Source organism: Paraburkholderia sp. Cy-641, from assembly GCF_011752945.1.
Classification (GTDB): Bacteria; Pseudomonadota; Gammaproteobacteria; order Burkholderiales; family Burkholderiaceae; genus Paraburkholderia.
Genome location: NZ_VWWM01000022.1, coordinates 14,839 through 29,286, shown reverse-complemented (window position 1 = coordinate 29,286; position 14,448 = coordinate 14,839). Strand labels below are relative to the sequence as shown.

General features: G+C 63.7%; 16 protein-coding genes. 10 read left to right on the top strand and 6 right to left on the bottom strand.

What is annotated here, in order from left to right; all coding sequences use genetic code 11:
• Nucleotides 1–2 precede the first annotated feature (2 nt).
• From aepY to F3J20_RS14265, 3 genes are all read right to left on the bottom strand, one after another.
• On the bottom strand, nt 3–1,166 hold the full coding sequence (gene aepY, locus F3J20_RS14275; protein ID WP_167283667.1) for a phosphonopyruvate decarboxylase: 1,164 nt from the start codon (nt 1,164–1,166) through the stop codon (nt 3–5).
• Nucleotides 1,163–2,908 carry a phosphoenolpyruvate mutase gene (aepX, locus tag F3J20_RS14270; protein ID WP_167283666.1) on the bottom strand — a complete coding sequence of 582 codons (1,746 nt, stop codon included), beginning with the start codon at nt 2,906–2,908 and terminating at the stop codon, nt 1,163–1,165. The genes aepY and aepX overlap by 4 nt, the downstream gene beginning before the upstream one ends.
• 679 nt (nt 2,909–3,587) lie before the next feature.
• Nucleotides 3,588–3,935 (bottom strand): hypothetical protein, encoded by a 348-nt coding sequence (locus tag F3J20_RS14265; protein ID WP_167283665.1) that lies wholly within the window; start codon nt 3,933–3,935, stop codon nt 3,588–3,590.
• Nucleotides 3,936–4,440: 505 nt separating this feature from the next.
• Between F3J20_RS14265 and F3J20_RS14260 the strand changes: the two genes are divergently transcribed.
• Together F3J20_RS14260 and F3J20_RS14255 are read left to right on the top strand one after the other, a co-directional pair.
• Nucleotides 4,441–6,231: a penicillin-binding protein 2 gene (locus F3J20_RS14260; RefSeq protein ID WP_167283664.1), complete on the top strand. Its 1,791-nt coding sequence runs from the start codon at nt 4,441–4,443 to the stop codon at nt 6,229–6,231.
• A gap of 226 nt (nt 6,232–6,457) precedes the next feature.
• Nucleotides 6,458–6,712 carry a DUF2866 domain-containing protein gene (locus F3J20_RS14255; RefSeq protein ID WP_167039926.1) on the top strand — a complete coding sequence of 85 codons (255 nt, stop codon included), beginning with the start codon at nt 6,458–6,460 and terminating at the stop codon, nt 6,710–6,712.
• Between the two features lie 103 nt (nt 6,713–6,815).
• Here the strand turns inward: F3J20_RS14255 and F3J20_RS14250 are convergent, their stop codons facing one another.
• Nucleotides 6,816–7,484, bottom strand: a complete 669-nt coding sequence (locus F3J20_RS14250; protein WP_167039642.1) for a 2-hydroxychromene-2-carboxylate isomerase — start codon at nt 7,482–7,484, stop codon at nt 6,816–6,818.
• 16 nt (nt 7,485–7,500) lie between these two features.
• On the opposite strand from F3J20_RS14250, the gene F3J20_RS14245 reads away from it, so the two are divergent.
• Nucleotides 7,501–7,698, top strand: a complete 198-nt coding sequence (locus tag F3J20_RS14245; protein WP_167039639.1) for a hypothetical protein — start codon at nt 7,501–7,503, stop codon at nt 7,696–7,698.
• Nucleotides 7,699–7,816: 118 nt separating this feature from the next.
• Entirely contained in the window at nt 7,817–8,185 is a 369-nt protein-coding gene (locus F3J20_RS14240) for a hypothetical protein (protein ID WP_167039637.1), read from the top strand.
• Between the two features lie 113 nt (nt 8,186–8,298).
• Here the strand turns inward: F3J20_RS14240 and F3J20_RS14235 are convergent, their stop codons facing one another.
• Entirely contained in the window at nt 8,299–8,925 is a 627-nt protein-coding gene (locus F3J20_RS14235) for a LysE family translocator (protein WP_167039635.1), read from the bottom strand.
• A gap of 298 nt (nt 8,926–9,223) precedes the next feature.
• On the opposite strand from F3J20_RS14235, the gene F3J20_RS14230 reads away from it, so the two are divergent.
• The 6 genes from F3J20_RS14230 (at nt 9,224) to F3J20_RS14205 (ending at nt 13,820) form a co-directional block, all read left to right on the top strand.
• Nucleotides 9,224–9,808 (top strand): YigZ family protein, encoded by a 585-nt coding sequence (locus tag F3J20_RS14230; protein ID WP_167039633.1) that lies wholly within the window; start codon nt 9,224–9,226, stop codon nt 9,806–9,808.
• A gap of 345 nt (nt 9,809–10,153) precedes the next feature.
• Nucleotides 10,154–10,729 (top strand): hypothetical protein, encoded by a 576-nt coding sequence (locus F3J20_RS14225; RefSeq protein ID WP_167283663.1) that lies wholly within the window; start codon nt 10,154–10,156, stop codon nt 10,727–10,729.
• Between the two features lie 111 nt (nt 10,730–10,840).
• Complete coding sequence (locus F3J20_RS14220; protein WP_167283662.1) at nt 10,841–11,461, top strand: LysE family translocator; 621 nt, start codon at nt 10,841–10,843, stop codon at nt 11,459–11,461.
• Nucleotides 11,462–11,627: 166 nt separating this feature from the next.
• The gene (locus F3J20_RS14215) at nt 11,628–11,780 is read left to right on the top strand and encodes a hypothetical protein (protein ID WP_167283661.1); all 153 of its coding nucleotides are present in this window, start codon (nt 11,628–11,630) and stop codon (nt 11,778–11,780) included.
• A 497-nt stretch (nt 11,781–12,277) separates the two neighbouring features.
• Nucleotides 12,278–13,681 carry an OFA family MFS transporter gene (locus F3J20_RS14210; protein WP_167039627.1) on the top strand — a complete coding sequence of 468 codons (1,404 nt, stop codon included), beginning with the start codon at nt 12,278–12,280 and terminating at the stop codon, nt 13,679–13,681.
• A gap of 10 nt (nt 13,682–13,691) precedes the next feature.
• On the top strand, nt 13,692–13,820 hold the full coding sequence (locus F3J20_RS14205; protein ID WP_167283660.1) for an oxalate:formate antiporter: 129 nt from the start codon (nt 13,692–13,694) through the stop codon (nt 13,818–13,820).
• Nucleotides 13,821–13,982: 162 nt separating this feature from the next.
• Here the strand turns inward: F3J20_RS14205 and F3J20_RS14200 are convergent, their stop codons facing one another.
• Nucleotides 13,983–14,408: a DUF3830 family protein gene (locus tag F3J20_RS14200; RefSeq protein WP_167039623.1), complete on the bottom strand. Its 426-nt coding sequence runs from the start codon at nt 14,406–14,408 to the stop codon at nt 13,983–13,985.
• Nucleotides 14,409–14,448: the final 40 nt, after the last annotated feature.

Sequence of the window (14,448 nt, the reverse complement as noted above, 5' to 3'; positions counted from 1 at the left end):
GTTCAGGCGGCGCCGATGTGGCGCATCAGGCGCATCTTCACATCGGGCGGCGTGATGGTCGGGCGCGGCAGGCCGTCGGGCGTGCCGCGGCGAATCGTCAGGCATGCGAAGCGCGGACCGTCGAGCAGCGGCGCGGCGAACAGCGCGTCGAGCACGGCCGGATCGTCGCTTTCGACCGCCGACGCATAGCCGCACGCGGCCGCCACGCCCGCGAACGACACCTGCGCCGACACCGTCGCCTGGCCGCCGGTCGAATCGTGCGCGCCGTTGTCGAGCAGCACGTGCGTGAGGTTCGCCGGACCGTATGCGCCGAGCGTCGCGAACACGCCCATGCGCATCAGCGCGGCGCCGTCGCCGTCGAGCGCGACCACGCGCAGGTCCGGCCGCGCGAGCGCAAGACCGAGCGCGAACGGCGTCACGCAGCCCATCGAGCCGACCATGTAGAGCTGGTTCTCGCGATCGTCGATGGCATAGAGTTCGCGGCCGCAAAAGCCGGTCGAGGCAAGCACCACGGTCGAGTCGAGCGGCGTATGCGCGATGACCTTTTGCAGCGCATCGTGACGCGTCGCAAGTTCGTTGGCGGCGACGCCGCGGAACTCAGCGCGCGGCGCCACCGGCGTCTTGCGCGCGGGCGCGCCGCCGTCCTTCAGTTCGTACGGCGCGACGCTGCCCTTTTGCATCACGAGCGCATACGGGCGGCCGGTCGCGTCCATGTGCGCGACCGCTCGCTCGAGTGCCGGGCCAATCGCATCCGCCTCGGTCGGGAAGGTCTCCCATGGGATTTCCATCGTGTCGAGCATCGCCGGCGTGATCGGGCCCATCAGCGCGTGCTGCGGCTCGTCGGCGACGCCGGGCTGGCCGCGCCACGTGACGATCAGCAGTTGCGGCAAACGGAAGGTCCATGTCAACGAGGTCAGCGGGCTCACCGCGTTGCCGAGCCCCGAATTCTGCATCATCGTGATGCCGCGCCGGCCGTTGCGCGCGCCGAGCGTGACGCCCGCGATCAGCGCGACCGCGTCGCCCTCGTTGGCCGCCGATACGTAGTGCAGCGAGTCGTCCTGCAACACGTAGTTGATGAACGGCGTCAGATATGAGCACGGCACGCCCGCGTACCAGTCGAAACCGCGCTCGCGCGCCGCCTCGACGAACTGTGCGGCTTCGATCATCGCGCGTCTCCGTGTGCTTCCTGCTGTGCTTCATGCTTCGCTACCGCGCCCGCCGCCGTCGCGAACGGCGCCTGCGCGTGGGCGAAATCGCCCGCGCGGCGAAAGTCGTCGAGATCGTTGACACCGCGCCAGTGACCATGCACGTACTGCACCTCGATCGATTCGCCGGCTTCGATCAGCGCATTGAGCAGCGCTGGCATGTCGAGCGAGGCGAAATCCGCCCGTGCCTGCAACTGCGCCATCACGGCCTGCAAGCGCTCGCGCCCCGCGCCGCGCACGTTCAGCAGACCGACCCAGCGGCCATGCGGCGCCTGTGCGGCGCTCGCCGCCGCCGACTCAGCCTGAGCCTGCCCGCTCGCGACATGCCGCAGCACGACCTTCGTGCCGAACAGGCCGCGGTCGTCGACCGCCGAGCACCACGCGAAATCGCGCACGCTCGCGTTTTCCGCGTCGGTCAGCGACGAATCGACGACCACGCTGAAGGCCGCCTCGCTCTCCACCAGATCGCGCAGGATATAGCTGCGGAACAGCAGATCGCCGTACGAGATCACGGTATCGCCGCTCAGCGTGTCGAGCGCGCACGCGAGCGACGCGAGTTCGCCAGTCTGCGCATGTTGTTCGTTGACGACGAGCTTGATGCCGGCCGTTTCGATCGCGTCGGCGCGATAGCCGCCGACCACCGTGATGTCGTTGACACCCTGCTTCTTGAACGCATCGACGAGCCAGCGCAGCAGCGGCTTGCCCGCGATCGGCAGCATGACTTTCGGACGATCCTCCGTGACGGCTTCGAGCCCCTTGCCGCGGCCCGCGGCAAGCACGACGGCGGAGCCGGCCGCACGGCCGCTCGACAGATAGCGGTCTTCGGCTTCCGAGTATTCGTCGGCATCCTGCAGACGGAAGATTTCGTTGACGGCGGCGATGCTGTCCTCGACGTTGACGAGCGTTTCGCTCGCATGGATGTCCTTCGCGACCGCCTGCATCGCCGAGGTGGACGCGCGGATCAGATGGTTCGCCCAGATCACGGCGCTGATGCCCGCCTCGCGGAACACGTCGGTCGGCGTGCTGTAGTACTTGGTCGGCACGATCACGAGCGGCGCGCGGCCGGCCCATTCGCGCGCGAATTCGAGAATCTCGTCGGGGCGCGACAGCTTGCTGTGAATCAGGATCGCATCGGCGCCGGCCTGGCGGTAGGCTTCGGCGCGGCGCAGCGCTTCGTCCATGCCCCAGCCCGCGATCAGCGCCTCGACGCGCGCGACGATCGAGAAATGCTCGTCGTTCTGCGAGTCCTTGCCGGCTTTGATCTTGCCGCAGAATTCGTCGATCTCGGCAAGCGGCTGCGCCTCGCCGTTGATAAAGCTGTTGGTCTTCGGAAACTGCTTGTCTTCGATACACACGCCGGCGATGCCGCGCTGTTCGAGCTTGCGCACGAGGCGGCGCACGTTGTTGAAGTTGCCGTAGCCGGTGTCGCCGTCGAGCAGGATCGGCAGATCGCTCGCGTCGGCCATGAATTCGAGCGTGTCGACCACCTGAGTCCAGCTCGCCTCGTTGTTGTCGCGCACGCCGAATTGCGCGGAGATCGCGAGGCCCGAGCCCCAGATCGCCTTGAAGCCGGCTTCGCGAACGATGCGCGCGGACAGGCCGTTATGGGCCTCCATCATGAATTCGAGCTCGTTGCTGAGCAGCATCTGGCGCAGACGCGCACTGCGGGATTGGGAAACAAAAACGGGTTCGCGGGCGTTCATTTTCAATACTCCTGATGGCGGGCTTATTGGTGTTTTTCTATGCCCGGCTGGCGACGGGAAAAGCGCGACTATAACGGAATTCTTTATGGCGGGTTTTCTGGAATACACACGCATTTCCGGTGTTGCGATTAAGTGGAGAAATGTGCTGTTTTTTGCGCCTGCGGTCGAATAAAGGAGTTCTGTGTTTGTTTGGCGTTTTGTGGAGTCTTGATGCGATGGCTTACTGTGTGTTTTTCCATGATCCTTTCTGGGTATGGCTCAGATGGGTATCTGGCTTACACGGTGGTTTTCTGGCGCCTATATTTACTCATGCTTTGAATCGTTATTTTTCACGGAGAATTGCTATTTAATTAAAATTCGCAAATATTATTTTTAAATACATATCAAATAACACACCAATAACAGCACCAGAATCGCCACCACAATCATCGGCTAAACCGTTTATAAACAGACACACAAGCCAGCGAATTGGCACGCAAAACGGCAGATTTTCCTGCTGGTAATCAAACCGAATTGCGCCGTCAACACAGCGAGCGGTGCATAAACAGCAATCCAATAGACGCTCGTGGTCCAAGCCCCGCTGCACCGGCTCCCGATCACAGTGACGCCCGGCGCGCTCGCGCCGGGCGTGATGCTGCTCGTGCAGCGGGCCACCCTATGCCATCGGTGCACGAGCGGGCTAGTTGTCGGCTAACTTCCGCGAGACAACGTAGACATCCACGCTACCCATGGAACATTCGGCAGACGATGCTTCGCTTGACGTGATGACCTCGATCACGCGCCCCGACTTGTCATGGAACGTCATGTCGTACACATCGCGATAAAGGTCCTGGCCGACTTTCTGCGATGCGATGCGCACCGCTTGCGTTTTCGACGCGTCGAGCTTTGTGGGATCGATGATGCCTGCATTCCGCAGCTTCACTTCGGCGATGCTCCTGGGCCAGCTAACGCACTGCGCAGGTGAGCCCACCATGGCAAAGGCGGGAGCAGTGAGAAGGATAGATGCGGAGATGGCGATTGCTTTCATTCATGGCGTTGCAGCGTATAGGCGTCCGCGTGCTGGTCATTTCTCAAGCGCTCCTTCCCGTTGGTGAAAGCGTTCACCGTAGACGCACGGGCCGATAGCGTGCAATCGGACGACTCCTAAATGCGAGCGACAAGCCGGCGAGCAGGCAAAAAGAAGGCGCTCCACAGGCCGGGAGCGCCTCTTCAACACGCCGCGTCGGAGTTGACGCATCAATCGAACGAGCCAGCCGCGCCGATTTTGCAAGTCCGCGCGTTTTTTTATCTGGCCGGAACTGCCCCCACCTCTTTGCGCCTCGACCGCTCGCTCAGCCATCCTTTCATAAGCCTCGCCATTAAATTACGTTTTCTTTACAATCATGCAGCAGCGACGGTCCTCCCCATGCGCCCGCAGCGCCTTGCAATCGCGCAACCGGCAATGACCGTCGCCTCGCGCCGCCGGCCACACCGCCATTGCGTCCTGGCGTACCGGCGGCCTCGTTCAATCGAGAGTCCCGTTATTCGCGCCCATGATCCACAAGAAGAAACCGCCATCGCACGATCCCTACGCGCCCGTCGCGAAGAACCCGCTGCTCGCCGCGCGCCTGCCCGCGTGGCGCTCGACATTCGTCGTGCTGCTCGTGTTCGGCGCGTTCGCGGCGCTCGCGGGCCGCGCGTTCTGGGTGCAGATCGTGAACCAGGACTTCTACGCCGGCGAGGGGCAAAAGCGCTATCAGCGCGTGCTCGAACTCGATGCGACGCGCGGACGGATCGTCGATCGCCACGGCTCGATGCTCGCGGTCAGCCTCGCAACCTACGAAATCTGGGCCTCGCCGAAGCTGCTCGAAGAGGGCGCGCTCGCGCCGCTCGCGAAGCTGCTCGACCTGCCGCTCGCGGAGTTGCGCAGACGCGTCGGCGGCGAGCACAGCTTCGTGCTGCTCAAGCGCCAGGTCGATGCCGACACCGCCGCGCATCTGTCGCGGCTCGGGCTCGCCGGCATCACGCAGATCGCCGATTCGAAACGCTTCTATCCCGAAGGCGAATCGGCCGCGCACGTGGTCGGCTTTACCGACATCGAGGACAACGGCCAGGAGGGTGTCGAGCTCGCCGCCAACGAACGGCTACTCGGCGTGCCGGGCCAGCGCGAGGTGATCCGCGACCGGCTCGGCCGCGTCGTGTCGGAGACCCGGCCGCTCGTGCCCGCGCGCAACGGCGACACGATCCGCCTGACGATCGACCGGCGCATCCAGCAACTCGCGTACGCGCAACTGAAGGCCGCGATCGCGCAGCACAAGGCCGAAGCGGGCAGCGTGGTCGTGCTCGATGCGCGTAACGGCGAGATTCTCGCGCTCGCCAACTATCCGAGCTTCGATCCGAACAACCGCGCGCGCCTCTCCGGCCGGCAACTGCGCAATCGCGCGGTGATCGATACGTTCGAGCCCGGCTCGACGATCAAGCCGCTCGTCGTCGCGCTGTCGATCGACGAGGGCAAGGTGCGGCCGCACAGCGTCATCGACACGGCGCCTGGCTGGTACCGGATCGGCCCGGCCGTGATCCACGACACGTCGAATCACGGCGCGATGACGGTCGCCGAGGCGGTGCAGAAGTCGAGCAACATCGCGCTCGCGAAGCTCGCGCTGAACCTGCCGGCCGAAACCATCTGGACCAAGTACCGGCAATACGGGCTCGGCGCGAAGCCCGAGCTGACCTTTCCGGGCGTGGCCGCCGGCAAGGTGCGTCCGTACAAGCGCTGGCGTCCGATCGAACAGGCGACGATGGCGTACGGCTACGGGTTGTCGGTATCGCTGCTGCAGATCGCGCAGGTCTACACCGCCTATGCGGGCGACGGCACGATGCAGCGCGTGAGCCTGTTGCGCGATCCCGATGGCGCGGACAGCGCGGCCGGCGTGAACATGAACGCGGCCATGAACGCAAACGCCGACGATGCGCTGCTGGCCGCCGAACGCGGCGTGCCCGTGACGACGCCGGCGACCGCGCGCGCGATCCGCAATATGCTCGAAATGGCGACCGGCGCGGGCGGCACGGGCCGCGCGGCGACGGTGGACGGCTACCGCGTCGGCGGCAAGACCGGCACCGCGCGCAAACAGATCGGCGCGGGCTATGCGAAAAACCGCTATCGCGCGCTCTTCGTCGGCATGGCGCCGATGAGCGACCCGCGCCTGATCGTCGCCGTGATGATCGACGATCCGGCCGGCAAGGCGTTCTATGGCGGCACGGTGGCGGGGCCGGTGTTCAGCGGCGTGACGGGCGGCGCGCTGCAACTGCTCGGCGTGCCGCCCGATGCGGCGCAATCGCTCTGAGCGTCGGCGGACAGGTCAACGCGGCAAGGGTCGTGCTCACCTTCGCGAGACCGCACATCTGCGCGGCAGTGGCGCATCTTTTAAGTCTCGCTTAATTCTTCCCTGCAACTATCACGCAAACCATCCCCTGTTGAGCCGCCAGAACATCGGCGGCGCTTTTTCTCTCAACGGGTATCAAAGACGCGAGGCGAACGAGCCGATGGCCGCGAAGAAAAAGGAGGCACTCATGGTTGAAGAGATGGTTTTCGAACACCTGCGCGCCATGCCCGATCACGAATGGACTCGCCAGATCCACTCCTGCAAGGTCTCCGATCCGCTGCAACCGCCGTGGGGCCGCTCCTACCGGCTCGTCGAATGGACGATGAAGCACACGCCCGAAGCCAGCCGCCGCGTCGTTCCCGCCGAAAGTACTCCGCTCGAAATCGCACAGGCCGTGGTATCCCACGTGCCGGGCCGGCGCTTCTGCCAGCACGGCGATTGATCTCCGCCTTCACGACACGCAGCGCGTTACCGCGTTGGCTGCGGCCTTGATTCCAGCCTTGATCCCGGCCTTGACTCGCACATCAACTCGCGCATTCACCCCGTCAGTTCCGCTCACCACTCGCCGGCATCGACACGCAGTAGTCCAACGCATCGTCCAGCCGGTCGTTACCCCAGAACATTTCCGCGCCGACAAAAAACATCGGCGCACCGAAAATGCCTCTCGCGATCGCCTCATCGGTCTGCTCGCGCAGGCGCAGCTTGTTGGCGTCGCTTTGCGCATCGGCGATCAGTTGCTGCGCCGGCAAGCCGAGCACATCGAGGGCTTCGCTCACGACGTCGGGCGAACCGATGTCGCGGTCGTCGGCGAAATTCAGCTGCATGATCTTGCGGCAGTACGCGGCGATCCACGGCTCGTTCGCACCGAGCAGCGCCACGCGCATGGCCAGTAGCGCGGCGCGCGGAAACGTGCCCGGACGCGTGAGCGCGATGCCGTATTTGCGGCATTGCCGCTCCATGTCCTTCCACACGTACGCGCCTTTTTCCTTCTGCAGCACGAACGGCGAGTTGTCGTAGCCGAGCCTGCGAAACACGGGGCCGAGCAGGAACGGGCGCCATAGAACCCGCACGCCGCGCGCGGCCGCCAGCGCCTCGATGCGCATCATGCTCAGATAGCTGTAGTTGCTGCCGAAGTCGAACCAGAACTCGATGGCGCGCGGCGCCGTGACAGACGACGCCGACGCGGCAACCGGTGAAGACGCAACCTCATTCATGACTGTCTCCCGAATCATGAGCGATGCAACTCGCGCGTATCGCGGCATCGCTGCCTTGCAAAGCTTAACAGTTGCATGCAGCGCTTCTGCCTATGATGGCTTTTTGCGCTTCACACGAGACGGCCACGCCATGAATTATCCGTACGACATGCTCACCGCAACCTGTCTGTTCATCATCGTCGTTTCGTCGCTGATTCTGCTCGCGTTGTCCTAAGCTCACTGAGCTCACGGCAGTCCGCTTACGCGGCTTCAACAATCCCTATCTTTACGGCGCATCCCCATCCGCGGGACAGATTATACTGTACGTATATACAGTATTTTACGTCTGAACAATGCGTCTTCCTCCCTTCGAGCCACCCACGCTCGTCGAACTGCGCAGCTGGTGGCGCACACGTGACGAGCAGGCCGTTCAACGGCTTATCCTCGAGATTCAGCGGCACAGGCTCGCGCTGCTGGAACTGCGCAGCCTGATCGACAACGGCGTTCAGCAGGCACGAGCCGCCGACCGCTCGCTCGTCGAGCACGGCCAGCCGCTGATGGCGCTGCGCATCCGGATCGCGCAGGAAGTGCTGCGCGTCGGCGACATCGACGATACGCGGCAAAAAAGCCGCACCGAGCAGGAACGGCGCGCGCTTAGCACGCAAAACCAGATGGAGTACGCGCGCGAGGGCCGTTTGCGCAGACAGCGCCGCAATGTCTAGCGTGAAACGTGGCCCAGTCTCGATCGCGAAACGCCCTCGAAGCAGCCTCGCAGCGACCGCGAAACGTCCAGGACGCGTCCAGGAAGCGACCGAAGAAAAACGACCGGCTCGCCTCAGCGCGTCTGCACGGCCACGCGCAGCCCGAGCGAAATGAACAGCACGCCGATCAGCTTGTTCTGCCAGCGGGTCAGCCAGGTCAGGCGCTTGACGAGCTTGCCGAGCGGCCGCATGGTCAGCACGATCGACGTCGTATAGAGCGCGCTCATGCCGACGAAAATCAGCCCGAGCGTCACGAACTGCAGAAACGTCGAGCCGTGTTCGGGCCGTACGAATTGCGGCAGGAAGGCGAGGAAAAACAGCGCCGTTTTCGGATTCAGCACCTCGGCGGGAATCGCCTGAAAAAACGCTTTCGAGCCCGATACCGGTACGACGGCCGGCCTATGCGGACTCGCCTGCTTCTCGCGCAATGCGCGAATGCCCAGATAGACGAGATACGCGGCGCCGACGAATTTCACCGCGTTGAACGCGAGAGCGGATGTCATCAGCAGCGCGGAAAGACCCACTGCCGCGCCGAGCGTATGCACGAAATCGCCCGTTGCGATACCGAGGCCGGTGAGAATGCCGGCCTTGCGTCCGCCGTGCAGGGTGCGCGTCAAAACCAGCAGCACGGCCGGGCCGGGAATCAGAAAGAGCCCGAGCACGACGGCAACGAAAGTCCCCAACGTGGATAGATCAAGCATGTGGTCTCCTTGCGCGCGCTGAAGCGGGTCAATGGATGCGCGTTTAACGGGCCATTGTAGACGAAGCGCTCGCCCGCGCATCGTGCCTGCCCACGTGCCTGCCCACGTGCCTCGCCTGCATCGCCTGCCTCACCTGCCTCACTTGCCCCGCCTGCCTCGCCTGCCTCGCCTGCCTCGCCTGCCTCGCCTGCCTCGCCTGCCTCGCGCTCCCCACGCGCCCGATGCATGGGCGATCCGTTACCATGGCGGGCACGGCCCCGCGCGCGGCCGCCTCTTTTCATCCACCGAAGTCTTTGCCTTGCCCACCTATACCCTGCCCGCGCCGCTGAGCGCGGAACTCGAGATTCGCAAGAGCCGCTTCATCGCCCACGCGATACCGGTCGCCGATCGCGACGCCGCGATGGCCGAATTGCAGCGTCTGCGCGAACAGCATCCGGCCGCGACGCATGTCTGCTGGGCGCTGCTGGCGGGCGGCCAATCGGGCATGTCCGACGACGGCGAGCCGTCCGGCACCGCGGGCCGGCCGATTCTCGAAGTGTTGCGGCATCACGATCTCGACGGCGTGCTGGCCGCCGTGGTGCGCTATTACGGCGGCGTGAAACTCGGCGCGGGCGGCCTCGTTCGCGCGTACACCGACGCAATCGCATCGGCCCTGCTCGACGCGCCGCGCGTCGAGCGGATTGCTCAGGTGTCGTTGAGCGTCGAAGTGACTTATGCCGATGAAGCGAAGGTACGCAGATGGATGGACGCCGAGGGCTACGCGCTCGTGGAAAGCGCATACGGCATGCTCGTGAAAATGACGATGCGCGTGCCCGCCAATGCGCTCGACGAGGCGAAGCGAACGCTGATCGATATGACGCAGGGCAAGGCGGGTTTCTTCTAACAGCGCTGCCGGTTCAGCGCTTCCACCGTTGAAAAGGCGAGGAAGCGCGGCAAGCGGTTTCACGCTGCCAGCAGGCATCACGACTGGCGATGTTCGCTCACGCCGCGCGCAAGCGCCATCCGCGCATATTCCCCGGTATCCATTGCAAACACGGCCAGGTATGATGGGCGCGTTTGTCGACTCGATGCGGTCGGCTCGATACGGCCGGCCCGCCAGGCGAATCAGCCACGGGACCGGTACGCGGGCCGGCAGTCCGGCCCATTGCTACCCTGCTGATTGTTCTCCAGCGCGATGACTTCATTTAAACGGGCAACTTCCCTCGCTTCGCTCGCATCCGTCTCCCGCATGGCTCGCGCGCATTCGCCGCTAGGAGCCGTCGTGCTCAGGGGTTGCGGCGTCATGATGCTGCCGCTGATGCTGTCCGCCTGCTCGTGGTCGTGGTTCGGTCTCAACAGCAGTGCCACGCACGCCAAAGCCCATGGCACAGGGTCGCTCAGCGTGGCGCCCGCCGACGACTTCGCCTACCTGCCCGCCCGCGCCGACCATATTTCGCCGAACCGCATCGAAAATACGGCGATGACCGGCATCGTGCTCAAAGACGATATCAACGAAGTCGTGCGCAAGCGCATCGCCTACAGTCTGCGTAGCGCCGGTTTTCGCATCGACGACAGGCGCCGCGTACTCAGCGGCAGCATTGAAACGTTTACGGTGGACGACACGCGTTCGCCGGCATTGTGGACGCTGAAGATACGCTACGTGGTCATCGATACGGCCACGCAAAGGGTCATGTTCACGACCGCCTGCACCGTCAAGCGAAAGGCGCCGAAGTTCACGAGCAATACGATCGCGATCGAAGACACGGTGCAACTGAGCATCGATACCTTGATCGGCGATCCGGGCTTTATCAAGGCGGTGAACTGAGCGAACGGCCCGCGAAAGTGCGCGGCGGCGTCGCTACCATGCCTCTGCGAGCGCCGCGCGATCCGCCGCCGCGCGCTGCACCGTCACCTCACGTTCGGAGTGCGAGCCGTCATGTCCCTCACCGCCTGGCTGTTCTTCCTGCCCGCCTGTTTCGCCATCAACCTCGCGCCCGGACCCAATAACCTGCTATCCATCAACGTGGCCGCGCGCCATGGTTTCGTGAAAGCGTTCGCCAGCGGCACCGGTCGCCTGCTCGCTTTCGCGATGATGCTGGTGCTGGCCGCCACCGGTCTCGCGGTCGTGCTGCACGCCTCCGAATGGATCTTTCTCGCGATCAAACTGGCAGGCGCGGCCTATCTGATCTGGCTTGCCATTCAATTGTGGCGCAGCGACGCACCCGCTATCGATACGTCGCAACCTCAGGACGCGGCGCTCATTCGCCTCGCGCGCCAGGAATTTCTCGTGGCCGCCGGCAACCCGAAAGCGATTCTGGTTTTCACCGCGTTTCTGCCGCAATTCGTCGACGTCTCGCAGCCGATACTCCCGCAGTTTGCCGTGCTCGGCGCAAGTTTTCTCGTGCTCGAATGGGTCGCGATCGCGCTGTACTCGTGGGCCGGCATGTATCTCGGCAAATGGCTCGGGCGCGCAAAAGTCCGCCGCTGGTTCAATCGCTGCTGCGGTGGATTTCTGGCGGCGATCGGGGTGAGTTTTCTGCTGGTTCGGCGTGGGTGAGAGGTTGAAGTGCGAGGTTGAAGTCAGGACCACTATCCATAACGAATCACTCATGTATCACCCGAGAAATTTGACCATCGGCGTTCGCCGACCCTCGCATGCTCGAATCATGGACTGAGAAACGCTCAGCCATTCGATTCGTTGTACTTTTGATTAGCAAACCGGGTTGAAAACACCCATCCGTAGGGCGATAGGTATTGATCGGCGAGTCAGCCTCGCGGGCGGCCTATGGAATCCGGTCGCGGTGTATCTGGCAACCAGCTGGCTGATCCCGGTACTCGTCGCGACGCGTTGGAAGACCGGACACAAGCTCGGCTGACAAACGCAAATCCGCCCTCACAACGGGCCGGCTCGGCACACATACCACACCGGCCCATTCGTTTTTGCGTACGCATTTTTTGCATGTCCCGCCCGCCTCGGCCCGGTAAAACCGCCACGGCAAACATCCCTCATTGCACGCCCATCCACGTCAAACCGCACCGGTTTTCCCACGATTTGCGCAAAAGCGTACCTGACAGCCGCTTTTCACCAGGATGACACCTTATGCCATCGCATCTCATATTGCGAAGCCGCGACACACGTCCTATTGTCGTGCAAGGCGGGAATCCCGGAGCGGCGGGCCCAGGCTATATGAAATAAAAATACATATAGGAACGGCGCGATGACCTGTGCACGCTATACTCCGCCGCTTGAAGAAAATGTATGAAGCGCCGATAACAGAAGAATCTCACACACAACTACGTTGATGGGAGCGGGTCATCGCGCAAGCCTCGACCCCGCGCGCCAGCCCCGCCCCCAGTCCATAGGAGACTGACTATGAGCAGCATCAGCGAGCCTGACGGCCAGCAAAATTCCGCCCCATTCTTTTCCAAACAGGCCACCGTCGCCCAACCCGGTTTTTCACGCTGGATGGTGCCGCCCGCCGCGCTCGCCGTGCATCTGTGCATCGGCCAGGCGTATGCGTTCTCGGTGTTCAACGGCCCGCTCACGAAAGTGATCGGCATCACGCAGTCCGCCCCCGATGACTGGTCGCTGACCGCGCTCGGCTGGATCTTTTCGCTCGCGATCGTGTTCCTCGGTTTGTCGGCGGCATTCGCCGGCAAATGGCTCGAACACGTCGGTCCGCGCCGCACGATGTTCACGGCCGCCTGCTGCTTCGGCGGCGGCTTTCTCGTCTCCGCGCTCGGCGTGTATCTGCATCAGATCGTGCTGCTCTATCTCGGCTATGGCGTGATCGGCGGCATCGGGCTCGGCCTCGGCTACGTGTCGCCGGTGTCGACGCTGATCCGCTGGTTTCCGGACCGCCGCGGCATGGCGACCGGCATGGCGATCATGGGCTTCGGCGGCGGCGCGATGATCGCCGCGCCGCTCTCGGTCGCGCTGATGAACCACTTCCACAGCGCGACGAGCGTCGGCGTGGCCGAGACGTTCATCGTGCTCGGCATCGTCTATTTCATCTCGATGTCGATCGGCGCACTCGCCATCCGCGTGCCGCCGGCAGACTGGAAACCGGCCGGCTGGACGCCGCCTGAAACGACGCAGAACCGCCTGATCTCGCGCAATCACGTGCATATCGACCAGGCATTGAAGACACCGCAGTTCTATCTGATCTGGCTCGTGCTGTTCCTCAACGTGACGGCCGGCATCGGCATTCTCGGCCAGGCCTCGGTGATGATCCAGGAGAGCTTCAAGAACTCGGTGACGGCGGCCGCCGCGGCCGGCTTCGTCGGCCTGCTGTCGCTGTTCAACATGGGCGGGCGTTTCGTGTGGGCGTCGGCGTCGGACTGGATCGGCCGCAAGAACACCTATGCGATTTTCTTCGTGCTTGGCGCGGTGCTCTATTACCTCGTGCCGAGCTTTGCCGCGAACGGGCAGATCGCGCTGTTCGTGCTCACGTACTGCATCATTCTGTCGATGTACGGCGGCGGCTTTTCGACAGTGCCGGCCTATCTCGCCGACATGTTCGGCACGGCGTTCGTCGGCGGCATTCATGGGCGTTTGCTGACGGCGTGGGCCGCGGCCGGCGTCGCGGGTCCGGTGCTCGTCAACTACATTCGCGCCTATGAAGTCGCGAACGGCGTCGCGAAAGCGGACGCCTACACGATGACCGTGCACATCATGGCCGTGCTGCTCGTGATCGGCTTTATCTGCAACCTGCTGGTCAAGCGCGTGGATGCGAAGCACCACATGACCGATGCACAAGTCGCCAAGGGCGCGTAAGGAGACCCGTATGTCGAACGTTCAAACCGCTCATCCGACCAACAAGGCGATGCTCGCCGTGTTCTGGCTCTACGTGATGATTCCGCTCGCGTGGGGCGTGATCAATACGCTGTCGCAGGCGATGAAGCTGTTCAGGTGAAGTCGCGCGCACCCCGTCCGTTCATGCGGTGGGGTGCGCGCAGTGCCTTGAGTCGTGCTTTGTCATGAGGCCGCGATGCGGCCTCTTTTCATTGGCCCGGCGAGCGGCGATGAGTTGCCGGCGAGCGTCGGCAGGCCGCCATCGCGCCGTGCCCGTCAGCCCTCAGATCTTCTCGAACACCACGTCCTGCGCGCCTTCCCACAGCACCTTGACGCCGAGTTCGCGCAGCTTCTCCTTGCCCTCGACGATCGTCAGGAAGTGATTGCCGGCAAGCTGTCCCAGCTTGCTTGCGAAGCAGCACGAACCATAGGCGAGGATGATCTCGGTTTCGCTATAGCCGCCCGGATAGAACAGGATGTCGCCGACCGACGGATGGCTCGTGTGATTCTCGAAGCCGACCGCGACGCCGTCGTTCTCGAGCCTGAAATCGCCGAGCGGCACCCAGCAACCCTCGCCGCTCCAGCGCACGTGAATGAGCTTCTGCCGATACGGCAGCAGCTTCAGGAACGCGGCCACCGTCTGCGGCGCATCGGGATGGGTTTCGGCGATAAAGGTGTGGCCGCAGGCGGTCATTCGGAGTCGGGTCATCGCGGGGTATCCGGTAGGGCGGGTTGAAGGGCGAGTCTGC